Annotated in this window: 15 protein-coding genes; 12 read left to right on the top strand and 3 right to left on the bottom strand. The window is 41.9% G+C overall.

Annotated features, from left to right (window positions below):
• Positions 1 to 206: 206 nt before the first annotated feature.
• From CLI64_RS10695 to CLI64_RS10710, 4 genes are all read left to right on the top strand, one after another.
• Positions 207 to 6,749: a PAS domain S-box protein gene (locus CLI64_RS10695; protein ID WP_103137206.1), complete on the top strand. Its 6,543-nt coding sequence runs from the start codon at positions 207 to 209 to the stop codon at positions 6,747 to 6,749.
• Positions 6,750 to 6,928: 179 nt separating this feature from the next.
• Complete coding sequence (locus CLI64_RS10700; protein ID WP_103137207.1) at positions 6,929 to 8,005, top strand: response regulator; 1,077 nt, start codon at positions 6,929 to 6,931, stop codon at positions 8,003 to 8,005.
• Between the two features lie 113 nt (positions 8,006 to 8,118).
• Complete coding sequence (locus CLI64_RS10705; RefSeq protein WP_103140675.1) at positions 8,119 to 8,994, top strand: oxaloacetate decarboxylase; 876 nt, start codon at positions 8,119 to 8,121, stop codon at positions 8,992 to 8,994.
• Positions 8,984 to 9,409, top strand: a complete 426-nt coding sequence (locus tag CLI64_RS10710) for a GNAT family N-acetyltransferase (protein WP_225977561.1) — start codon at positions 8,984 to 8,986, stop codon at positions 9,407 to 9,409. The genes CLI64_RS10705 and CLI64_RS10710 overlap by 11 nt, the downstream gene beginning before the upstream one ends.
• Before the next feature lie 66 nt (positions 9,410 to 9,475).
• Here CLI64_RS10710 and CLI64_RS10715 read toward each other — a convergent pair whose 3' ends face one another.
• The gene (locus CLI64_RS10715) at positions 9,476 to 9,871 is read right to left on the bottom strand and encodes a helix-turn-helix transcriptional regulator (protein ID WP_103137209.1); all 396 of its coding nucleotides are present in this window, start codon (positions 9,869 to 9,871) and stop codon (positions 9,476 to 9,478) included.
• Positions 9,872 to 10,066: 195 nt separating this feature from the next.
• On the opposite strand from CLI64_RS10715, the gene CLI64_RS10720 reads away from it, so the two are divergent.
• The gene (locus tag CLI64_RS10720; protein WP_103137210.1) at positions 10,067 to 12,367 is read left to right on the top strand and encodes a cation-translocating P-type ATPase; all 2,301 of its coding nucleotides are present in this window, start codon (positions 10,067 to 10,069) and stop codon (positions 12,365 to 12,367) included.
• 278 nt (positions 12,368 to 12,645) lie between these two features.
• Here CLI64_RS10720 and acsF read toward each other — a convergent pair whose 3' ends face one another.
• Positions 12,646 to 13,722: a magnesium-protoporphyrin IX monomethyl ester (oxidative) cyclase gene (gene acsF / locus CLI64_RS10725; RefSeq protein ID WP_103137211.1), complete on the bottom strand. Its 1,077-nt coding sequence runs from the start codon at positions 13,720 to 13,722 to the stop codon at positions 12,646 to 12,648.
• 405 nt (positions 13,723 to 14,127) lie between these two features.
• Between acsF and CLI64_RS31920 the strand changes: the two genes are divergently transcribed.
• From CLI64_RS31920 to CLI64_RS10755, 7 genes are all read left to right on the top strand, one after another.
• Entirely contained in the window at positions 14,128 to 14,250 is a 123-nt protein-coding gene (locus CLI64_RS31920; RefSeq protein WP_264082497.1) for a hypothetical protein, read from the top strand.
• Between the two features lie 2 nt (positions 14,251 to 14,252).
• The gene (locus tag CLI64_RS10730) at positions 14,253 to 14,966 is read left to right on the top strand and encodes a heme oxygenase (biliverdin-producing) (RefSeq protein WP_103137212.1); all 714 of its coding nucleotides are present in this window, start codon (positions 14,253 to 14,255) and stop codon (positions 14,964 to 14,966) included.
• A 415-nt stretch (positions 14,967 to 15,381) separates the two neighbouring features.
• Positions 15,382 to 16,764: an oxygen-independent coproporphyrinogen III oxidase gene (gene hemN, locus CLI64_RS10735; RefSeq protein WP_103137213.1), complete on the top strand. Its 1,383-nt coding sequence runs from the start codon at positions 15,382 to 15,384 to the stop codon at positions 16,762 to 16,764.
• A 291-nt stretch (positions 16,765 to 17,055) separates the two neighbouring features.
• Positions 17,056 to 17,328, top strand: a complete 273-nt coding sequence (locus tag CLI64_RS10740) for a GlsB/YeaQ/YmgE family stress response membrane protein (RefSeq protein ID WP_103137214.1) — start codon at positions 17,056 to 17,058, stop codon at positions 17,326 to 17,328.
• A 101-nt stretch (positions 17,329 to 17,429) separates the two neighbouring features.
• Positions 17,430 to 18,119: a manganese catalase family protein gene (locus CLI64_RS10745; RefSeq protein WP_103137215.1), complete on the top strand. Its 690-nt coding sequence runs from the start codon at positions 17,430 to 17,432 to the stop codon at positions 18,117 to 18,119.
• 124 nt (positions 18,120 to 18,243) lie between these two features.
• A complete protein-coding gene (locus CLI64_RS10750) occupies positions 18,244 to 18,972 on the top strand; it encodes a DUF3891 family protein (RefSeq protein ID WP_103137216.1) in 729 nt (242 codons plus the stop codon).
• Between the two features lie 494 nt (positions 18,973 to 19,466).
• A complete protein-coding gene (locus tag CLI64_RS10755) occupies positions 19,467 to 22,952 on the top strand; it encodes a PAS domain S-box protein (RefSeq protein WP_103137217.1) in 3,486 nt (1,161 codons plus the stop codon).
• Between the two features lie 411 nt (positions 22,953 to 23,363).
• On the opposite strand, the gene purH is transcribed toward CLI64_RS10755, so the two are convergent.
• Positions 23,364 to 24,902: a bifunctional phosphoribosylaminoimidazolecarboxamide formyltransferase/IMP cyclohydrolase gene (gene purH, locus CLI64_RS10760; RefSeq protein WP_103137218.1), complete on the bottom strand. Its 1,539-nt coding sequence runs from the start codon at positions 24,900 to 24,902 to the stop codon at positions 23,364 to 23,366.
• Positions 24,903 to 25,149 lie beyond the last annotated feature (247 nt).

Consider the following 25,149-nt stretch of genomic DNA (forward strand, 5'->3'; position numbering starts at 1 on the left):
TTAATGTAAAAATACTAACTTGTGTAAAGCAACATGAAATAGTATTAACATTTATCGACTTCTAGGTTGAGACAAGATGTGATACCAATTCAAAATACTCTGTCTATTCCCTGTAAAGAGTTCCCTGTTAAAAAATAGCAGCAATCAACCTCTCTGAAGACCTCTGCAAGCAGAGATACCAGTTAGGAGAAACATGACGAGCCATTATGATTCAACGCGCCTGTATTACCATCCTATTAATTGATCATGACACCGAAGATTGGATGAGTTTTCGGCAGTGTTTGCAGCAGGATGATGTGTACACATATCGCATTTTGGAGTTTGAGACCGCCACAGAGGCAATAGCGTGGTGTCAAGAGGGAAAATCAGATGTAATTTTGCTGAATTCTCCTGTATCTGGAGACAATTGTTTAGATTCCCTAGAAAAACTGAGGAAAATTGTCAGCCATACAGAATCTGCAATCATTCTCTTAACCGCACATGAAGATATAGAAACTGCCGTTTGGGCAATGAAAAACGGGGCGCAAGATTATCTAGTCAAACCTCAACTCAGTCCGACTAGACTACAAGCAGCAATTCATGATGCCCTCAAACAACGAGACCAATATCGGCAATTAGCACAAATTCAGGAACAACAACAACTAATTAATGCGATCGCCTCAAGGATTCGGCAATCACTCAAACTCAAAGATATTTTAGCGAGTACAGTCGCAGAAGTCCGGCAATTTTTACAAGCAGATAGGGTATTAATCTATCGATTTCACTCTGATATGAGTGGCACCGTCGTATCGGAATCGGTTTTACCTGGTTGCACAGTCAGCTTAGAGGCACAAATTCAGGATACCTGTTTTCAACAAGGGGCGGGCATTGAATATCGCCAAGGGAAAACAAGAGCGATTCATAACATTTACCAAGCAGGCTTAACAGATTGTCATGTGCAACTCCTCGAACAATTTGAAGTCAAAGCCAATCTGGTTGTGCCGATTGTGGTACTCAATCGTTTATGGGGATTATTAATTGCTCATCAATGTACTGCACCGCGCCAATGGCAAGCAATAGAACTAGAACTATTAGACCAACTCGCAGTACAAATAGCGATCGCCATTCAACAAGCTAGTGCTTACGAAATCGCCCAAAAACAACTCAGGGAACGCTACCGAGTTGAAAAAAATCTCCGAGAAAGTGAAGAGCGATTTCGCAGTACCTTTGAACAGGCCGCAGTCGGTATTAGTCATGTGTCCTTAAGCGGGAAATTTCTGCGCGTTAACCAAAGGTTTGCTGACATTACTGGGTACTCCCAATCGGAACTAAAAACCTTGAGATTTCAAGAAATCACCCATCCAGAAGATTTAGCGGCTGATTTAGAGCAAGTACAAATCCTGCTGGCTGGGGCAATTTCGACTTATTCAATGGAAAAACGCTATATCCGCAAAGATAATACGATTATTTGGATTAAACTGACCGTATCTCTAGTCCGCGATGCTTTTGCTCACCCGCAATACTTTATTGGTGTAGTGGAAGATATTAGCGATCGCATCTTGGCACAACAGGCAATACAACAACTCAATCAAGAACTCGAAGCTAGAGTAGAACAGCGCACAGCAGCTTTAAGAGAAAGTGAAGAACGCTGGCAATTGGCACTACGTGGTAGTAATGATGGCATCTGGGACTGGAATCTGAAAACTAACGAACTATTTTTTTCGGCTCGCTGGAAACAAATACGGGGTTTTACTGATGATGAAATTAGCCCCGATTTAGCAGCATGGTCAAGCTATATTCATCCAGATGATCGCGATCGCATTCTGGCGGATTTAAATGACCATTTCGCCCAAAAAACACCATTCTTCCAAGCAGAATATCGAGTAAAGTGCCAAGATGGTTCATATTTATGGGTGTTAGATCGGGGTCAAGCACTGTGGGATGAAGCCGGTCATGTCATCCGCATCAGTGGTTCAGAGACGGATATTACCACACGTAAACAGGCAGAAGCTCAGTTATTTGAACTGCTGAATTTACAACAAGCCATTCTCACATCTACCGACTATGCCATTACCTCTACCGACTCCCAGGGGATCATTCAAATCTTTAACCCAGCCGCCCAAAAAATGTTGGGTTATACAGCCGAGGAAATTGTAGGTCAGGTAACGCCTCTTTTGTTCCACGATCCAGAGGAAATTCAGCAACACGCACAAGCACTAGGACGAGAAATTGCTCCAGGGCAAAAATTGATCTCTACAAACCCATCGGAACATCAAAAAGAGGAGTGGACTTTTATTCGCAAAGATGGCTCATGCTTTCCCGTCTCTCTCTCAGTACAACCCCTATGTAATGCCGAAGGACAGGTAATTGGTGGAGTCGGCATTGCCAAAGATATTACACAACAAAAACAGATAGATGCCCAACTCCGCAAAAATGCCGCTAACCTGGCGGCTGCTCAAAGAATCGCCAATTTGGGGAGTTGGGAGATGGATTTACACACCCAGGAAATCCTGTGGTCACAAGAGGTGTTTCGCATTTTTGGGCGCGATCCTAAGTCTGGAATGCCTACTTATGGTGAAATGCTGGAGTGGATACATCCTGATGACCGTCATCATCAAGATTTTGTGGTACAACAAGCGATCGCCCAAGGTCAATGTTACGAACTAGAGTATCGTTGTCATCGGCCAGATCAGAGTTTACGCTATGTACTATCACGGGGCGAAGTCATCCTCAATGCCGATGGTCAACCTAGCCAGCTAATCAGCATTATCCTTGACATTACTGACCGTAAACAAACTGAACAGCAGTTAAGTAATCTTTCAGATCGGTTAACCTTAGCACTCAAATCAGCCGATATTGGCACTTGGGACTGGGATCTGACCCATGATGTCTATTGGGATGAGAGGATGTATGCTTTGTACGATTTGCCATATTCTGAAACTTGTGTCAAGTATCAAGACTGGTTAAAGCTGATCCATCCAGAAGATCGGGACAAAACCGCAACTGCCCTGCAAGATGCCCTACAGGGAAGGCGGGAATTTGATGTAGAATTTCGCATCGTGCGGACTGATGGTAGTATTCGCTATATCCATGCCTCCGCCCTGGTACAACATAACGAACAAAGAAAAGCGCAACGCATGGTAGGCATTAACTACGATATTACGGAGCGCAAGCAAGTAGAATCAGCCCTGCGAGAAAGTGAACATCGCTATGCCACCTTGACTGAAGCCGCTCCCGTAGCTATTTTTCGCTTAGATCATACAGGTCAATGTGTCTATGTTAACGAGCGTTGGAGCAGGATGACGGGTAGACCAATCAAGTCTGCTTTGGGTGTAGGATGGCTAGAAGCTCTGCACCCAGAAGACCGCGATCGCCTACTCACAAAATGGTTACAACAAGGATTTAGTCAACCAGAACTCTATCAAAATGAAGGCAGACATCTACTCCCTGATGGTAGCGTCAACTGGTTTTATTGCCATATCCTACCAGAAACCGACTCCAACGGTGCAATTATGGGCTACATTGGCACACTGACGGATATTACAGAGCGTAAACAAGCAGAAGAACAGCTGCATCATCTCTCAGAAAGATTGTCCCTCGCCATCAAATCAGGAGGCTTTGGGATCTGGGAATATGATTTTGTCAAAGGCAGGCAAATTTGGGATGAACAGATGTACAAGCTCTACGGAGTCAGTCCTGTTGATTTTGACCCTACCCTGGATACATGGTTAAGTTGTCTGCATCCAGATGATCGCGATTATATCGTGGCAATTATGGATCAAGTTGTGCAGAACAGTCAAGAATACGACGTTGAGTTTAGCATCATTCAACCGAACGGAGAAATTCGCTATATCAAAGCCTACGGTCTGCTCAATTGTGACCCCCAAGGTCAACCTTTACGCATGATTGGGGTAAACTTTGACATTACGGCGCACAAGCAAGCTGAAAAAGAACTGATCCGTAACCGAGATTTGCGGGAAATCATTTTTAATGAATCGGCTGATGCTTTGTTTTTAGTTGATCCAGTGACCTTAATCACTCTTGATTGTAATCGGCGTGCCGTCGAACTATTTGAAGCCGCCAAAAAATCGGATTTATTAGGAATAGAGGGGCATCAACTCCAAAGATACCAATTTTCTCCCGCAGAAATGGATAATATCGTGACTCAAATGCGAACCAAAGGTTTTTGGAGTCAAGAAATTGAGTATGTTACTTGTAAAGGTAAGGTTTTCTGGGGAAACATTGCTGCCAAACCCATTGTAATTGCTGGCCGTACCCTAAATTTATTGCGAGTGACTGATATTAGTGAGCATAAACAAGCTGAAGAAGCTCTAGCTAAATATGCCCGTGAAGTTGAAGATTTGTATAACAAAGCACCCTGTGGCTACCATTCCCTAGATAGTGCAGGTCGAATCATGCGGGTGAATGAAACAGAATTGCAATGGTTGGGCTACTCTCATGAAGAGATGATTGGTCAGCCTTTCATTAACTTTTTTACGGAACCTAGCCGCCAAGCTTTTCAGGAAAACTATCCTCGTTTTAAAGAAAGAGGTTGGTCAAAGGATTTAGAGTATGAGATGGTCTGCAAAGATGGCACAATTTTACCAGTCATGATCAGTGCTGCTGCCGTTAAAGATGCAGAGGGCAATTATTTATACAGCCGTGCCACCTTATTCGATATGCGCGAACAGCAAGCCGCGCTACGCGATCGCCAAAAAGCAGAACAAGAGTTGCAAGCATCACGCACCATGCTGCAACTAGTCCTAGATACCATTCCCCAACGTGTCTTCTGGAAAGATTGCCAGTTAAATTACATCGGCTGCAATCCAGCCTTTGCTAATGATGCTCAACTATCCCAGCCGGACGACATTATCGGCAAAACTGACTTTGACCTGCCTTGGAAACAACAAGCACCAATATATCGTGCCGACGATACTTTAGTGATTACCACGGGAAAAGCCAAACTCGGCTATGAAGAACCGATGGCAACTCCCGATGGTGCAAGCATTTGGTTAAGAACTAGCAAAATTCCTCTCACTAACGCTACAGGGGAAGTGATTGGCGTTCTGGGTTCCTATGAAGATATTACAGAACGTAAATACGCTGAAGAGAAATTGCGCCAAACCAATGAACAATTAGCCAATGCTAACGCCGAACTAGCCCGTGCTACTCGCCTCAAAGACGAATTTCTCGCCAATATGAGTCATGAATTGCGAACCCCCCTCAATGCCATTTTGGGTATGTCGGAGGGGTTTGAGGAGGGTGTGTTTGGTGCGATTAATGAACAACAAGCCAAAGCGATCGCCACTATTGAACGCAGTGGTAGACACCTCTTAGAACTGATCAATGACATCCTCGACTTATCCAAAATTGAATCAGGTAAGTTAGAATTACAACTGAGTGATATTCCCATTAAAAGCCTGTGTGAAACCAGTCTAGTATTTATTAAACAGGTAGCATTGAAAAAAAGTATTCGCCTCCTGACGGAAATTCCCCATCATCTAGGCAGTATCCAAGCGGATGATCGCCGTTTACGTCAGGTACTAATTAACTTACTCAGCAATGCTGTCAAGTTCACTCCAGAAGGCGGTACGGTAACACTCAAAGTCTGGCTGGAAGAACCAGGGGAAAAGGAATGCAGGGGTACAGGAGATGCAATTTCTTGCTTGTCTTCCCAATCAAGCGTTAAGTGTCAAGCAATACCCCACATCAATTTCTGTGTCACTGATACTGGTATTGGGATCACTCCTGAAAACATAGGCAAATTATTTCAACCTTTTATGCAGCTAGACAGCAGCCTCAATCGTCAATATAACGGTACTGGTTTAGGTCTGGCACTGGTACAAAGAATTACTACTTTACATGGCGGTACGGTCTGTGTTGACAGTCAGTTGGGAAAAGGCAGTTGTTTTACGGTGAGCATTCCTTACATCACCAGTGATATTTTGCCAACAAAGTTAGCAACCGCACCATTGCCTAAAAATTACTCCCTGTCTCCCAACAGCCCAGTGTTAGTTATCGAAGATTCAATGGCTGCGGCTGACCAAATCACTCGCTATCTCCTGGAGATGGGCATCAAATGTTTAGTTTATCCAATGGGTGAAGGTGCGCTAGAAGAAGTCATACGTATTCGCCCAGCACTAGTGATTTTGGATCTGCAACTACCCAACGTATCCGGTTGGGATGTCCTCAAACAACTCAAGCTCAACCCACAAACCAAGGAAATTCCCGTTTTGATCGTTTCGGTTGTCGATGAACGGACTCAAGGCATAACTGAGGGAGCATTTGCATATTTAGTCAAACCTATTACCCGGACTCAGTTTCAAGCAACCCTGGAGCGACTCAAATGTTCCACTAATGATGAGTCTGGAATGATTAACGTCACAGCAAAATCTACTTTGGCCTCTGCTTTGATTTTACTAGTAGAAGACAATCAAGCCAATATCAATACTATGTCCGGTTATCTGGAAAGTCGTGGATATCGATTAGCGATCGCCAACGACGGACAACAAGCCATTGCACAAGTTTATGCCCAACGTCCTGACCTCATTGTCATGGATATCCAAATGCCAGAGATGGACGGATTGACGGCCATCCGCCGCATTCGTGAGGATGAGCAATTTGCGGATTTGCCTATCATTGCATTAACAGCACTAGCCATGCCGGGCGATCGCGAAACCTGTCTAGCCGCAGGAGCTAATGAATATTTAACCAAACCCGTAAAACTCAAACAACTCGTAGCAACAATTCAAAAATCTTTAACTAGATAAAGAATTTAGTGGCAAAAAATAACTGTTAAACCCCTTTATCTTTTAAATTATCCCTATGTCTAATTTTGGCATTAGTCAGTGAGCAAAAACACCACAAAGTTAATAACAAGCAACTAGGCTGAAACTATTTCTTCCTTCTGCCCTATAAACTATTCTTCTGAAAAAATAGAGATTTAATTATGAATCATCAACATTCTATTTTAATAATTGACGATGAACCGGATAACTTTGATGTAATTGAAATTCTACTTGATAGCGAAAACTACGAATTACATTATGCCCCCAGTGGTCAACAAGCTATTGATTGCCTTGATAGTTTTCAGCCAGATGTTATTTTGTTAGACGTAATGATGCCTGATTTAGATGGCATGGAAGTATGTCGGAAAATTAAATCTGAACGACAATGGCAAACAATTCCGATCATTATGGTAACGGCATTAACCGCTAAAGAAGATTTGGCTAAATGTATGGCGGCTGGGGCAGATGATTTTATTAGTAAGCCAGTCAATGGTGTGGAACTAAGAGCCAGAGTTAATTCTATGCTGCGAATTAAAGGCCAGTATGATCAATTGCAGAGTCTGCTGAATCTGCGTGAAGATATGGTCAATATGATCGTACATGACTTACGCAACCCCCTCACCAGCATTATCATCTCCAATGAAGTGTTGCAAATTCCTGGACTATCACCAGAAAAGCATGAACAAAAGACACATAAAATTATTCTCGCAGCCCAACAAATGCAATCTATGATTGATAGCTTGCTGATTATGGCTAAGTTGGAATCTGGTAAAATGGTTCTCCAGCGCAACGATGTAGAACTGGGTACGCTTTGTCTGTCGGCGTTGGCGGATGTGGAAGAAATTGCTCACCACAAGAATCTTCATCTGATCAGCGAACTACCCAATCCAGGAAGCATGGTAAATGTCGATTTACCGATTTTTCGCCGCATTTTAGATAATTTACTCTCTAATGCCATTAAATTTTCCCCTCCTCACTCTCAAGTTATCCTCAAAGCAGAATGTTCTACTACAGATATTAAATTGCAAGTTATCGATTCCGGTTCAGGAGTACCGCCAAATTTACGCCAAAGCATTTTTGAAAAGTATGAGATTGGCACAAGAATGAGCGAGGTTTCACAAATTGGCTTAGGATTAGCTTTTTGCAAAATGGCAATTGAGGCGCATCACGGTATGATTATGGTTGAAGATAATTATCCCCAAGGGAGTGTTTTTACAATTTTCTTACCGTCAATTTAGAACACAAAAATAATTTCATTTCTGAAATTCCCTCGCTTCTTATATAGTAACAATTAAGACTAAGCTCCCTTGCTGTCTACCTACAAATATTTACATCCTTCTACTTATTTATGGTGTCTTCTAGCCAAAAACTACGGCAGTTACTTGCAAAACCTGAAATTATTGTGATTCCTGGTGTTTATGATTGCTTAAGTGCAAAGTTGGCAGAAAATATAGGTTTTGATGTTATAGCTACCAGTGGTTTTGGTATTGCAGCTTCTACCTTGGGTTTACCAGACTATGGTTTTCTCTCCGTTACAGAAACCCTATATAGTATTGGACGCATTGCTCAAGCGGTGAATGTACCTCTGATTGCAGATTTAGATACCGGCTATGGCAATGCTCTGAATGTGATGCGGACTATTAAGGATGCTGTACAGTTGGGAGTGGCGGGGGTGTTGCTAGAAGACCAGGAATGGCCGAAAAAGTGCGGACACTTTGAAGGTAAACGAGTCATCCCCACGGAAGAACACGCCGGGAAAATCAGAGCCGCAGTTGAGGCGCGGGGAGATAGTGGTTTAGTGATTATCGCCCGGACTGATGCCCGTGCGCCTTTGGGTTTAGAGGCAGCGATCGCTCGTGGTCGTTCTTATATTGCTGCCGGAGCAGATATACTCTTTGTAGAAGCACCCCAATCTGTAGAAGAATTAACAGCAATTAGAGCTGCTTTTCCTGACATCCCCTTAGTAGCTAATATCGTTGAAGGTGGTAAAACTCCTTCCCTTTCGGCTACTGAATTACAAAATCTAGGCTTTAAAATTGTCTTTTTTCCATTAACTGGTTTATTAGCAGTTACCCAAACTCTTACTAATTGTTTAACGCATTTAAAACAACAGGGAACAACAGCTAATTTTCATGATTTAGTGAGTTTTCAAGATTTTCAAGCACTCGTCGGTGTTCCCCAATTTCTGAAAACAGAAAAGAAATTCACTATAGAAAATGATGAATAAATTTCCCCAATCTATCCAATACAAAGATACATACGATATTAACCAAAATACTATTCTCACCCTATATCAAGCTAATCAATGGTCATCAGCAGAAAAACCGGATTTACTCTACCAAGCTTTGATAAATTCCCATTCGCTCATTTCTGCATGGCATGAAGACAAGTTGGTAGGTTTGGGTAATGCTATTTCAGATGGCTTTTTAGTAGTGTATTATCCTCATTTATTAGTCTTGCCAGATTACCAAAATCAAGGTATCGGCAGTCAGATTATCAAAATGCTGATAGCTCGCTATGATGGCTTTCATCAGCATATTTTACTGGCGGAAAACCAAGCCATTAATTTCTACAAAAAAGTAGGTTTCCAGCGTGCAGGTGCAACAGAACCTATGTGGATTTACTCTGGAAATGACCACTGAATTTAGACATCTATTTCTTATTTTCTTAGAAAATCAGGTTACTAATTTGTAAAAAATTTCATTATTCTACTCATTTAAATGTTCTTTTAAAGATGAATATAAATTAATAATGTGATGGTCAGCCAAGCTGTAATAAACATTTTTACCTTCTCGACGATAATTCACTAACCGCATCGCTTTTAATAATCGCAATTGATGAGAAACAGCCGATTCGGTCATTTTTGTTAAAGCAGCTAAATCACAAACGCACAACTCTTGGGAAGCCAAAGCTGATATCAACCGCAGACGATTGGGATCTGCAAGTATGCCAAAAATTTCTGCCATCTGTTGTGCCTGATCTGAAGACAAGATTTGTGTTTGGATTAACCGCACATTATCCAGATGTACCAAATGCGTGTCACACTTCGGCAGGTCGGCATTTTGAACCAATTCCAACTCTTTTTTACTCTGTTGCTTGTTCATCAGGCTGCTTTCCAATAATGGTTATTACTCTCAATCTTAACTAAAATTAAAACATTGTACACTTGAATAAATGTTCATATGTTGTATTAAAATACTTGTAAAAGACCGACACTAATATCCACTGGCGACGATGAAAGATTGTTGCTGCAAGTGCGTAAGTCACATGGTAATTAACTTTGTCACCTGCAAATTGCTATGACTCAAACTCCTTCCCTGAAAACCCAGATTCTCCAAGTGAACGGTATGGATTGTGGTAGTTGTGCCAAGACGATAGAAGTTGGTTTGCAACAATTACGCGGTGTTACGGAAGCATCAGTTAGCTTCGCTACAGGCAAAGTCAGGATATCCTACAATCCAGAGGATTTGGGTTTAAAAACTATTTACGATCGCATTCAGGCTTTAGGTTACACAGTAGAACAAAGTGCTGAGGTAGAGTCAGAGCAGAAAACTTATTCTTGTGGTTGTAGTCACGATCATGCTCATCACAGCGATAGTCATTCACTGGTGGAAATAGCTGATACTCAATCGCTACAACATAACTGTGATCATGACCATGACCACCATCAGCATCAAGATGCAGTTTCAACTACTCCACAGCAATCTGATCCCACAAACTGGAAATTTTGGATTACTAACCGCCGGGGACAGGGTGTCATTCTTACAGGTGTGGGGTTAGCGTTGGGTTTACTGGCGCAATATTTAGCCTTACCTATTTGGATAGCACGAGCTTTTTATGGCGTTGGTATAGTGATTGCAGGCTATCCCATTGCACGGATTGGTTTCTTGGAATTGCGCTTGCGCCGGGCTGATATGAATTTGCTCATGACTATTTCAGTCATCGGTGCATTGATTTTAGGTGACTGGTTTGAAGGGGCGTTAGTTGTCTTTTTGTTCTCTTTGGGTACAACATTGCAAGTCTTGACCTTTGGTCGCACCCGCAACGCAATTCGCGCCCTCATGGATTTAACTCCACCCACAGCTACCGTCAAACGAGGGAATCAAGAAGTGACAGTTCCCGTGGAAAATGTTCAAGTTGGGGAAATTTTGACAGTTAGACCAGGTGGACGCGTAGCGTTAGACGGCATAGTTGTTTCTGGTAGCAGTGCTATTGACCAGTCTCCAATTACGGGAGAATCAATCCCAGAAGATAAAGAAGCAGGCGACACTGTTTTTGCTGGGACGTTAAATCAATCAGGCTTTTTGGAAATCAAGGTTACACATACTGTAAAGGATACGACTGTAGCTAAAATTATCCATTTAGTAGAAACAGCCCAAGGTAGTCGCGCACCTTCTCAGCAGTGGGTAGATAAGTTTGCTGGAGTGTACACCCCGATTGTGATTGTGATTGCGATCGCGATCGCGCTCATTCCGCCTTTGGTATTTGCTCAACCTGGGAATGTCTGGTTTTATCGAGCCTTAGTCATGCTAGTCATTGCTTGTCCCTGTGCTTTAGTCATTTCTACCCCAGTTTCCATTGTGAGTGCGATCGGTGCAGCAACTCGTCAAGGAGTGTTATTTAAAGGAGGTAACGCACTAGAAACAGCCGGACATCTGACTACTCTGGCTTTTGATAAGACAGGTACAATTACCCAAGGGCTACCGATTGTACAAAAGATTTATAGTCTGGGAAATCACAGTACCCATCAAGTGTTACAAATTGCCGCCATCCTAGAGCAACACTCAGAACATCCACTAGCAAAGGCTATCGTGGCTAAAGCTGATGAACTGAGCATAGATTTGGAAACACCGGTGAACTTCACAGCACTACCAGGGAAAGGCATTCAGGCAATCTGGAGTGAAATAGTTTATTTAGTTGGTAATCGACGGTTGTTTTCCGAGCAAGGTATTTCCTTATCTGGTGAAGTAGAAACTCTGTTGGCAGAAATTGAACAACTTGGTCAAATTCCGGTAATCGTAGGAACAAAACAAGAAATATTAGGAGCGATCGCGCTGTCTGATGGTATCCGTTTAGAAGCAACAGAAGCCATCCGACAACTCAAGCGACTAGGGTTAAAGCAGCTAGTCATGCTAACAGGCGATCGCGATCGGGTGGCTAGGCAAATTGCCCAACAAGTTGAGATTACAGAATATCGAGCCGAACTCTTACCAGAAGATAAACTCCAAGCAATTCAACAGCTAAGACGTTCTGGGGTGGTAGGTATGATTGGGGATGGGATTAATGATGCACCAGCTCTAGCGGCGGCAGATATCAGTTTTGCTGTGGGTGGAATTGATATTGCCTTAGAAACAGCAGATGTAGTGCTGGTTGGTGGTGACTTGAGACGGCTTGCTTATGCAGTGGATTTAAGTCGTCGAACTGTATCTGTGATTCAACAGAATGTAGTTTTTTCCTTAGTCACTAAAGCTTTATTTCTACTCTTGGGAACGTTGGGTGTTGTTGGGTTAGCGGTAGCCGTCTTAGCAGACACAGGTACTTCCTTATTAGTGACTGCAAATGGAATGCGCTTATTTAAATCAAGAAATAGGGGGGTGTAATACCAATTTGCAATTCGCAATTCGCAATTCGCAATGGACTTCTCTCCGAGACGCTGCGCGAACGTCCCGCTTCGCTAACGCAATAACAGAAGATATTATATTTTGGCGTTGCTGATTAATGGGATGATTTATGTTTCGCGCAAAGGCGCAAAGGCGCAAAAAATCGGTAGGTTCTGGAATAGCAATACAAATTCAAATTTAACCATTTTTTGGGATGCTGAATTTGGTAAAAATTGGCAATTTACGCAGAGATTTGCCTAATTTGTGCTGAACCCAAATTACATCACCGTGTTGCGTGTAGCTTCAGTATCAATTGGCTTAATTAAGTACAAACGTAACATGTTCCAAAAAATCGCCAAAGCAGGCGGGATTCTTTGGCAGAATTTGACAAAATTAGGCAAATTACTATTGTTAATGGCTGCTAGCTTCAGATTATTTTCGGAACACTGTTCTAACCGCCAGAAAAATTCGGGATGATTAGTATTCAAAATTACAGGGAATGCTCTAGCAGAGGTATTATTTGTCTCTTGAATGACTCTTTGATTGTATTTGCGGGGATGGATACCAATGACTTCGTAAAAGCTGGCTCTCTCAAATACTGTCATTGTGTGGGTAGCAAATACAGTTAATAAGAAAAAGCGTATCCATAACTTAGCTTTCCAACTTTTCCATAATTGGGGCTGCGATCGCAATACGGCTTTAAAGAAATCTCCGTGGCGATTTTCGTCTTGACACCAACTCTCAAATTTACGAAACAGAGGATAAAACTGGTATTCTGGATGCTCCTGCATATGCTTATGCACCAAAATATAACGCCAGTAACCAATTTTCTCCGATAGGTAGACGGTGTAAATCACCCACTCTGGCGGGAAAAAAGTATATGTGCGCTTCTTGGTTAAATAATTTAGGTCTAAGGAAAGGTTTAAATCTGCCATCGATTTATTTAAAAATCCCGCATGGCGTGCCTCATCCCGTGCCATATAATTAAAGGCCTCAGCCAATAGGGGATTGCGGTCTTTAATGCGGCGTGATAGCTCTTTAAATAGGAGAAATCCAGAAAACTCCGAAGTGCAAGAACGTTCCAAGAAATCAATAAAGGCGCGGCGTTTTTCCCCTGTAATATGATCCCAATTTTGCTTAAACTCTGCATCTCGAACGAAGTGATGGCGGTTGTAGTCCGCCCGCAGTTCTTCTACAATGGCTCGAATCTCCGCCTCATTGGCTGAAATATCCATCTTCGCCACTGCGTCAAAGTCGGTAGTATAAAACCGGGGTGTTAATAAAGTTTCTTGAACAGGTGCTTTAATTCCTGGCTTCAGAGTTTGTGGCTCTGGGGTTGCAAGGCTATTAACCATGAGACTCCTTACTATAAATGGTTTTATAGTTATATAAACATAAAATGATATTTGTATACATCAGTTAAATTATTGAACTGATTAGGTATTGGGGATTAGTGATTAGGGACTGGGTACTGGGGAATAGAGCAGGATTTCTTGATCAAAAGATATATGTAGTGAAATTAAGCGAAATATAAAAAAATATTAATCTCCGTATAGTTATAAAGCTATTAATAGTTAAATGAGTTTGGGAGATATAAAAATAGTCTGGATTTGCATCAGCAGTGGTAGTTGCTAGATAGAGCGATGCCAATCCTCTCTAAACCCAGAATAACAATCCTCTCCAGTATTGATTGTGAACTGGCAACCATTTTGAGTCTATGAAGGGTGCTGAGTTAAAAGTGCTAGTTACTGAGTTAAAAAATGATGATCTCAATAACTGATCATCAGGTAAACGCCACGCTACCGCTAACAGCACCGGCTAAACGCCGCGCTACCGCTAACACCACTCAGCACTCACCACTAAATCAAGCATCAAGGAAGTAAAAATGAGTAGCAATTTAGCCATTAAATTACGTTCTGGTACTCAAAAAGCTCACACAGCAGCAGAAAATGTGGGATTCATGAAATGCTTTTTGAAGGGGGTTGTAGATAGAGAATGTTTTGCTAAATTTTTAAGCAATCTGTATTTCGTCTACAGTGAACTAGAAACCGCAGTGAAAAGTCATGTCAATAACCCTATAATTGCTGCGGTTTACTTTCCAGAATTGAATCGCCAAGCCGCCTTAGAAAAAGACATGGTGTTTTATTATGGCAGTGAGTGGCGCAATTTGATTACACCTTCTAGTAGCGCACAGGCGTATATTAATCGCCTTCGCCAACTGTCTGCCCATGAACCTGTGTTGTTAATTGGTCACACCTATACACGCTACATGGGCGACCTTTCTGGGGGTCAGATGTTGCAAAAAATTGCTCAGTCAACCCTGAAACTATCTGGCTACGAAGGTACATCTTTCTATAATTTTGACCAGATTCCCGACAAAGCAGCATTTAAAAACAAGTATCGTCAGGCGATGGATTCATTATCTATTGATGATGCCACTGGCGATCGCATTGTTGCTGAAGCCAATATTGCTTTCCAATACAATATGCAAATGGCTAGAGATTTAGAGGGCAATTTAATCAAAGCCATTGGTCAAGTAGTCTTCAATAGCTTGACTCACAACACTAACCCTGGTAGTACCGAAGCACCAGCAACCTGAAAGCAGGGGAAGAAGAAGGAAAAAGGCAAAAGGCAAAATTCAAAAAAGCCATCTTTTACCTTTCTTATGCCCCATTCCCTAATTTGGTTTAAATGAACACATCAGACTCTAGCAGTGAATCTTTAAACTAGAAAATAGCTAGAGCAGAGGCATTTTATTGGCAATTTGTGACCAATCAAACAACAAATTGTAGACCCTACATACCCATAGACCCGACCGTACAGCAAGGCAAAAGTAACAAGTCAAAATTCAAAGTATATTGTGTCATTTCAGATGTTATGGAAGTTACTACTGCACTTCAAATCTCTGATAAAAAGTAGTAATAAATACATTTGAATTGATCAAAATTATCCAAGCTATCTTTTGCCTTTTGACTTTTACCTTTTTGAATGGTCACATTAACCTGGAGGATTTGATGGTTTTTCTGTCGTCTGGAGTCAAATTTGACCTGGAATTGATTCAAAAGTATGACACACCTGCACCAAGGTATACCAGTTACCCAACTGCGACACAGTTAGCTGAAGGATTTACAGAGAGTGATTTTCGGGAGGCGATCGCTAGATCCAATCACAGAAAATCACCTCTTTCTTTATACTTCCATATTCCTTTTTGTCAAAGTGCTTGTTACTTCTGTGGTTGCAATACTGTTATTTCTAATAACAGAAATATTGCTAAACCTTATCTAGAAAATTTAGCACAAGAAATCCAGCATACTGCTTCCTTGATTGACCAAGATAGAAAGGTACTGCAAATTCATTGGGGTGGTGGTACACCTAATTATTTAGATTGTGAGCAAGTAGAATTTTTGTGGAAACAAATTACCCGCAACTTCAACCTTGATCCACAAGCTGAAGTTTCTATTGAGATTAACCCCCGCTACGTTGACGAAGATTACATTTTCTTTCTTAGGGAAATTGGGTTTAATCGCGTTAGCTTCGGTATCCAAGACTTTAATAGCAAAGTACAAGTAGCTGTAAATCGCGTCCAACCAGAAGAGATGTTATATAACGTCATGAGTTGGATTAAAGCGGCTCAGTTTGAAAGTGTAAATGTAGACCTAATTTATGGTTTACCTTATCAAACTTTACAAACATTTCGAGAGACAGTACAGAAGACAGTTGCATTAGATCCGGATCGGATTGTGGTATTTAACTTTGCTTATGTACCTTGGTTGAAACCAGCACAAAAGCATATTCCTGTGGAAGCATTACCCGAACCCCAGGAAAAGCTAGAAATTTTGCAAATGACTATTGAGGAATTGACAAAAAGCCAATATTTATTTATAGGGATGGATCATTTTGCCAAACCTAACGATGAATTAGCGATCGCCCAACGTAACCGCACTCTGCAACGTAACTTTCAAGGCTATACCACCCACGCTGGTACGGATTTATTTGGCTTTGGTGCTACGTCTATTAGCATGTTACATGATGCTTACGTACAAAATCATAAGCAATTAAAAGAATATTATCAAGCAGTTGGTAGTGATACTTTACCAATTAGTAAAGGTGTCAAACTCACCGATGATGATATCTTAAGACGCGATGTGATTATGTGCATTATGTCCAATTTTCAGCTAAATAAGTCAGAAATCGCCGAAAAATACGGTATCAACTTCGATGAGTATTTTGCCCTGGAACTAGAGTTATTAGAGCCATTAGCAGCTGATGGTTTAGTGAATTTATCAACTAACCATATCCAAATTACGGATATTGGTAGATTACTGGTACGAAATGTTGCTGTAGTTTTTGATACCCACAATCAAACACCAGAAAAACATTTCTCCCGTGCCATATAATATCTAATCTGATCCTGTCAGCTTGTGTTCATGGAACATTTTGGTAATTGGTAGCTGGTAATTCCCTTCACTTAATTACCTCTGACCAATTACCGACTGTCATCTCATAATACTCATTAAAATAATTCGTTATCCTGGGATAATTCAGTAACTTCCTAAGCGTAGGCTATTCTGAACTTATTAAGTCTGACATATCTATCTTTTGGCTTCAAAAACTTACTTCATCTGGTGGAAACGCTAGCAAATTGAGATTGCTAATCTGAGTACAGATGAGATTTTTGAGGACATTATATGAATATTATTGCTTGGGTAATATTAGGACTATTAGCTGGCGCGATCGCTAAAGCAATTTATCCTGGAACTCAAGGTGGCGGTATTCTTTCCACAATGATTTTAGGTATCATCGGTGCTTTCATTGGTGGTAGTTTATATAGTTTATTCGCCACGGGAACTTTACAATTAACTGCCACAAGTTTAAGTCTACCTGGTCTTTTAATTGCTGTCATTGGTGCAATGATTGCTATCTACCTGTGGGGACTAATCAGCAGAAGCCGCAGTGTGTAAAAAAAATCAAAATAAGCAACTCCTCATTTTGTTATCAAGCATTCAATTTTGTGATGCTTGATCATTTCTTTCTCAGTTGAAAATATTTGTAGAGGCGGTTCATGTTTTTTCACAAAAAAGAGCCTATTCATGCTGTCAAAGTCGAGGAAGCTAATCCTCGCTTTGCTCAATTACTTCTAGAGCAGTTTGGCGGAGCAACAGGAGAATTATCAGCAGCTTTACAATACTGGGTGCAATCATTCCATGTTGAGGATGCTGGAATTCGCGATATGCTGCAAGACATTGCAATTGAGGAATTCGGGCATTTAGAAATGGTGGGTAAACTCATTGAGGCTCATACCAAAAATGTGGATCAAACAGATGTTTATAAAAGCACTCTTTTTGCAGTCAGAGGAATAGGGCCTCACTTTCTAGATAGTCAAGGTAATGCTTGGACTGCAAACTATCTCAATGAAGGCGGAGATGTAGTTAGAGATTTGCGCGCGAATATTGCAGCCGAAGCTGGTGCGCGTCAAACCTATGAAGAATTAATTAAGCTATGTCCAGACCAAGGTACAAAACAAACTTTAGTACATCTTTTGACTAGAGAAGTTTCTCACACCCAGATGTTTATGAAAGCATTAGATTCACTGGGTAAATTAACAGATCCATTCTTTGGCAATATTCAACCTGATGAGACTGTAGATATTTACTACAATCTATCGACTAATGGGCATGGACAAGATGAACGCGGCCCCTGGAACTCTGAGCCAACATTTAAATACATTGCCAACCCATTAGAAAAAAGGTAAAAGGCAAAAGGTAAAAGGCAAAAGGCAAAAGGTAAAAGGTAAAGGGTAAAGGGCAAAAAGCTATTCTTTACTTTTTACTTTTTCTTTTTGAGGTAAGTCAGTTTCCTAAATTGGAGAGTAATCTGTGATTGTAAATCCAACCCCAAATGGATGGGAAATTATTTATCACCGCGCCCATGCGTTGTTAGCAGCGCAACTAGCAGGACAATGGCGACGCAAAAATTCTCCAGCACGGATATATGAAACCCTAGCAGCCATTTCTCATCATGATGACTTAGAAAAAGAATGGCAAGAAGATAACCTGACTCCCGGAGGTGCGCCAATGGACTTTACCATGCACCAAGACACCTCCGTGGAAAAACTGGCTGATCTGGTGAATAATGCCCGTTATCGAGGACGCTGGGTGACTTTATTAATTTCCAAACATATGAGTCGTTTACATGAGTCAAAACGGGGACAATGTTCGGAACTAGATCAATTTCTAGATGAGCAACTGCAAAATCAACAGCGTTGGCGTGAGGAGTTGGGCATCGAAAAAGAAGATGTAGATGCGGCTTATGCTTTTATGCAATGGTGCGATCGCCTATCATTAATCTTATGTCAGCAAGAATTACCAGCCGACGAAAGATTTTTAGAAATTAGTTTGGGGCCTGATGGTCAACGTTATGACATTATGCAGCGTAGTGATCATTTGCTGACTGTTCAGCCCTGGCCTTTTGAGGAAGATAAGTTTACAGTTAATGTCGAAGCCTGTGATTTACATCAGGTCAAGTTTGGTAGTAATGCGGAACTTACTCACGCTCTGCAAACAGCACCGATTAAAGTGTTAGAGTGGACTTTTGTGGAAACTTAAGAATTCTCACGATTTCAAGTTACCCCACATAATTAAAAAACGTCCGGGAGTGTTGCCGTGTTTCCACCCCAGACGCTTTTCAATTTCAACTTGCTCCTCACACACAACTAGAGAATATCACTTATTTTTTATCCAGTAAATTTGGATTGTGACACTTTCTTAAGTGTACAAATACTGCTGGTTTTACCACATAATTAAAAAACGCCTGGGAGTGTGACCGTGTTTCCACCCCAAGCGTTTTTTAATTTCAACTTACTCCTCACACACAAATAAAAGTTATCATCTGCCTGGGAGAATAGCAAGTATTCGATTTAACTCTTTACATAAACTTAACATTCACTCAGATAAAGTTTTTAAGTTCCATCTCAACGCTTACAATTTAGTAAGAACGACAGAAGCTAGCACCCTCAAGATATACCCGCAGACGGTTGCTCACGGTGGGAAGAAGTTCTATGTCTTAATAGGCAGGTTACTGCATCAGGATTAAATCCAGTATGTCAAGAATCCAGCGTACCCATTTGCAGTGTTACTATGTTTCCATCGTCTCAATGTTATTGATGCTGCTCTTAAGCTTCACGCTGGAAAACTGGTTAAAAGTGGAGGTTACACCACTTTTTCTGGCGGCTGTAGTTTTTATGAGTTGGTATGGTGGATTATTTCTGGGTTTAGTCGCTACCGTCTTAGCGACTGTAGGAAAAGATTACTTTTTCAATTTGCCTTTATACTCTGTACCACCATTAAACTGGACTGATGTATGCAATTTAATCATTTTTAGTTTAGTAGCATTATTTATTAGTTCAATACATTCAGAACTACATACTGCTAGACCCAAACCTGATGTCGAACTAGAAAAGCTCAAAGTGAGCCATTTTCACCTATTAGAGACAATCAATGAAGGTATTTGCATATTTAACACTGAGGGACAGACAGAATATGTCAATCCTCGGTTAGCTCAAATGCTAGGTTATAGTACCGAACATCTCAGCGATCGCTCAATTTTTGACTTCATTAACCATCAGGCGCGCCTCGAAATAGAGCAATGGCTAGAACAAGAAAATCACAAGCATCCACAGACAAAACAACGGTTTGAGTGGCGTTTACAAAATCAGGATCAATCAGGAATTTGGGTAAGTGTTTCTATAAGTCCCATGCTGAATCAGCAGGGGGAATTATCCGGTGCGATCGCGATTCTCACCGACATCACAGAACGCAAGCAGATAGAAGCAGCATTGCGACACAGTGAAGCGATCGCCAAAGCACGGGCAGAAGAACTAGAAACCATTATGGAGACAGTCCCTGTGTCTGTGTGGATTGCCCACGATCCGCAATGCCATTACATGAGTGCCAACCGCACTGCTTACGAAATGATGCGAATGCCACCAGGCTCGGTAATGACGGCGACTCCTGCCAGTGGAGAATACCCCTTTCCGTTTAAAATCCAAAAAAATGGTCAAGATATTCCACTTACCGAGTTGGCAATGCAACGCGCAGGTTTGACAGGACAAGAGGTGGAAGCAGAATTTGAGTTTGTCTTTAGTGATCATGATATCCGGTATATTTACGGCAAAGCTACTCCTTTGCGGGACACAGATGGTCATGTCCGGGGTGTAATTGGTGCATTTATGGATGTCACTGAACGTCAGCAAGCTGAAGCCGAACGACAAAAGTTGATGTCTCTGTTGCAACAAAAACAGGAATGGCTTGATTTAGCCCAAAAATCTGCCAAAATCGGTAGTTTTTACTGGGAAGTGCCAGCTAATGTCAATGTCTGGTCACAAGAGTTAGAAACCATCTATGGTTTAAAACCTGGTGAATTTGGCGGTACTTATCAGGACTGGGCTAAATTTGTGCATCCAGATGATTTAATGAACGCAGAAGCAGAATTACATCGTTGCATAAATCTAGGTGAAACTGAATATTTCACTGATTTCCGAATTATTTGGCAGGATGGTAGCATTCACTGGCTTCAGTCGAGGGCTAGAATTCTCTATGATGATGCAGGTCAACCCTGCCGCATGGTGGGGGTAAATATTGATATTAGTGAACGCAAGCAAGTAGAAGAAGCATTGCGGCAAAGTGAGGCTCGACTCAGACAGTTATTACAATCCAGCATCATCGGCATTATTGAGGTCGAGTTAGACACAATTACCTTTGCCAATGATGCCTTCTTAAAAATGGTTGGTTATAGCCAGGAAGATGTCTTAGCCAGAAAGCTCAACTGGCAAGCAATGACTCCACCAGAATACAACGAAATTGATCAAGCTAAAGTCGAGGAAGTCTTAACATCGGGAGTTTGTATTCCCTTTGAAAAAGAGTATATCCGTAAAGATGGTTCTCGTGTACCGATTATGTTGGGTGCGGCGCGATTAACATCTGGCCCGTCAACATGGGTTTGCTTCATTTTAGATTTAACAGAACGCAAACAAGCCCAAGCCGCCCTACAAGAAAGCGAATTGATGTTTCGCACCCTGGCTAACACCACACCGCAGATGTTTTGGATTACGCAGCCAGATGGCTTTCATGAGTATTTTAATCAACGCTGGTACGACTATACAGGAGGAACTCTAGAAAAGGCTCAAGGTGAGGGATGGTTAGCGATTTTGCACCCTGACGATGTGCAACGTACCATAGAATGTTGGTATGGTTGCCTGCAAACAGGCAAAGATTACGAAATTGAGTATCGTTTGCGTCGTGCGGATGGAGAATACCGTTGGCATTTAGGGCGGGCAATTCCCCTAAAAAACAAAAATGGTCAAATCTTGAAATGGTTTGGTTCTTGTACCGATATTCACGACCAAAAATTGGCAATTGAAGAACGGGCAGATGCTTGGGAAAAAGAACGCAAAGCCCGGATAGAATTAGAACAAGCCAACCGCATGAAAGATGATTTTTTGGCTATAGTTTCTCATGAATTGCGATCGCCCCTCAATCCGATTCTTGGCTGGGCAAAACTCCTCAAAACCCGCAAGTTGGATCAAATCAAGACAAAACAAGCACTAGAAGTAATCGAACGCAATGCCAAATTACAAGCGCGGTTAATCGAAGATTTACTGGATGTTTCCCGAATATTACGTGGCAAACTCAGCTTGAATACTTGTACAGTTGACTTGGTAAATACCATTGAAGCAGCACTAGAAACAGTACGTCTAGCGGCTGAAGCTAAATCAATTGACATCTACACTGAGCTTGCTACTAATGAGTGCAAGGTAGAAGGCGACCCCAACCGTTTACAACAAGTAGTTTGGAATTTGCTCACTAATGCTGTTAAGTTTACACCAGAAGGAGGACGAGTAGAAGTAAGGTTAGAGAAAATAGGAGCTTGGGCGCAAATTCAGGTAAGTGACACAGGAAAAGGTATTACCCCAGACTTTTTACCTTATGTGTTTGAACGCTTCCGCCAAGCCGATGAAGGCACGACCAGAAAATTTGGTGGCTTAGGATTAGGATTAGCTATTGTGCGTCATCTTGTAGAACTTCACGGCGGTTCTGTACAAGTTACAAGCCCAGGAGAAGGTTTAGGTGCGACTTTTTCCGTCAAGCTACCACTGATTGCGACATATCAAGTTGATAATGACTATCGTTTACCGGATTGTACTCCCAATATTCAAGGCTTGCGGATATTAATTGTAGATGATGATGCCGACACCTTAGAATTACTCACTTTCATCCTAGAACAGCATGGTGTGGCAGTCCAAGCCGTAACGTCAGCGAGTGCAGCACTAGAAGCGATCGCTCAAAATAAACCTGATTTACTATTAAGTGATATTGGAATGCCGGAAATGGATGGTTATATGCTCATTCAGCAAATAAGAGCCTCAGAAGCAGCATCAATTACCAAGTTACCAGCGATCGCCTTAACTGCTTTTGCTGGTGAGAGTAACTCTCAAAAGATTATTTCCGCCGGTTTCCAAAGACATCTAACTAAACCTGTAGAACCATCAGAATTAGCAGCCGTAATTGCCAACCTCATACAAATTTAAAAAATTCACGCCTATTCTATGGCTAGGCTTAGGCCGATCAAATTCCCAATTAAGCAAGGCTAAATTTTACCTGGTTAGTGCGTATATATGTGTCGTCTTTAAAACACCAACAACGGTAAAAAGGATGAAAAATTAAAGAGCGTCTGGACGTGTTGCCGTGTTTCCACTCCAAACGCTCTTAATTTTCAACTTGCTCCTCACACACAACTAGAGAATAGCACCATTGGGAAACAGTGACTAGTAATATAAGTGACACTTTGCAAACTGCACCATGAGATGGGATTGGGGACTGGGAAGATGGGGAAGTGTGGGGAGAGAGGGGGGAAAGATTTCTTCCCTATCCTCCCACACCTCCCACCCCTCCCACACTTCCTGCTTGCCCTATGCCCCATGCCCCATTCCCCATTCCCATTAGTGGAGAAAATGACGGATACCGGTCAATACCATGACTAAACCTAGTTCATTAGCAGCTTTGATCGAATCTTGGTCACGCAAGCTTCCGCCTGGTTGGACGATCGCAGTAATACCTGCGGCGGCGGCTGTTCTGACAGAATCATCAAAGGGGAAAAATCCGTCACTGGCGAGAATCGCACCTTTGGCTTGATCTCCGGCTTGTTCGAGGGCGATTTTGGTTGAACCAACGCGGTTCATTTGTCCAGCACCGACACCAAGAGTAGTGCGATCGCTTGTGAGGACAATGGCATTAGATTTAACGTGTTTGCAAACTTTCCACGCAAATAACAATTCTTCTAGTTCATCAACAGTGGGTTGACGGTCAGTGACGACTTGCCATTTACTAGTGTCAGCGATCGCATCGTCCGCAGTCTGCACCAAGAAACCGCCCGCAATTTGTTTTACCAGAGTTTTCGGGCCACTACTCAAATCTGCTAAAGTCAAAACCCGCACATTGGATTTTTTCGCCAGAATTTTTTGGGCTTCTGCATCACAATCAGGTGCAACTACACATTCTAGAAATGTCTTAGTTAATTCAGTGGCGGTAGCTGCATCAATGGAACGATTGAGGGCGACAATACCACCAAAAGCAGAGATAGAATCAGCATTAAAAGCCTTTTGATAAGCTTCCACCAAGGTATTACCTAACGCCGTGCCGCAGGGATTGGTATGTTTGATGATGGTAGCGGCTGGTGTATCAGGAAATTCAGCAATAATGCGACGGGCGGCTTCTAAATCCACCAAATTATTGTAGCTGAGTTCTTTTCCTTGCAATTTTGTCGCCGCCGCCCAACCACTTGCAGTTATACCAGTTTGATACCAAGTAGCAGGTTGGTGGGGGTTTTCGCCGTAACGCAGAGATTGTAACTCTTTACCGTTGAGGGTGTATTGTTGGGGGAGGGAAGTTTGGGATTGTTGAGACAGGTAGGAAGCGATCGCTTGATCATAACTAGCTGTATGCAAAAATCCTTTTAAAGCTGCTTTTTGACGAAATTCTAGGGAAACTTCGCCGTTATTTTGCCGTAATTCCTGCAAATACTCATCGTACTGCCCTGGGTCACATAATACTGTCAGATGAGCGAAATTTTTTGATGAAGCTCTTAACATCGCCGGGCCACCAATATCAATTTGTTCCACAGCTTCAGATAACGTTACCCCTGGTTTAGCAATAGTCGCCTCAAAGGGATAAAGATTCACGACTACTAAATCAATCGGGCGAATTTGGTTATTTTCCAAATCTGTCACATCTTGAGGTACATCCCGCCGGGCCAAAATACCACCATGAATCCGAGGATGGAGAGTTTTTACACGTCCCCCTAAAATTTCCGGTGAACCCGTATATTCCGAAACCTTCGTTACAGGTATTCCCGCATCTTTGAGGGCTTGGGCTGTTCCCCCACTGCTGATTAAATCAAATTCAAATTCTTCTACCAAGCTACGGGCTAAGTCAATTAAACCAGTTTTATTAGATACACTCAGCAGTGCTAGACGCGCCATGTCTCAATTCCTCAAATTTAGCGGGTGATGCCAAAGACCACAATTTTTACATAACCCTGGCTTCACTTCAATACCATGAGGAATAATTGTGTTTCTATGTCTGCCTGAACAGTGGAAAATCATAAAAAGTGGGCAAATGGTCAGAATTTATTTTTAAGTGTCGCTGAAGGCATTCATATACTAGCAAAAAAATTAGCAAAAAATTTATAAAAAACAATCGATTGAAACTGCATTATGAGAATCGAAT

Origin of the sequence: Nostoc sp. CENA543 (genome assembly GCF_002896875.1) — a bacterium.
Taxonomy (GTDB): domain Bacteria; phylum Cyanobacteriota; class Cyanobacteriia; order Cyanobacteriales; family Nostocaceae; genus Trichormus.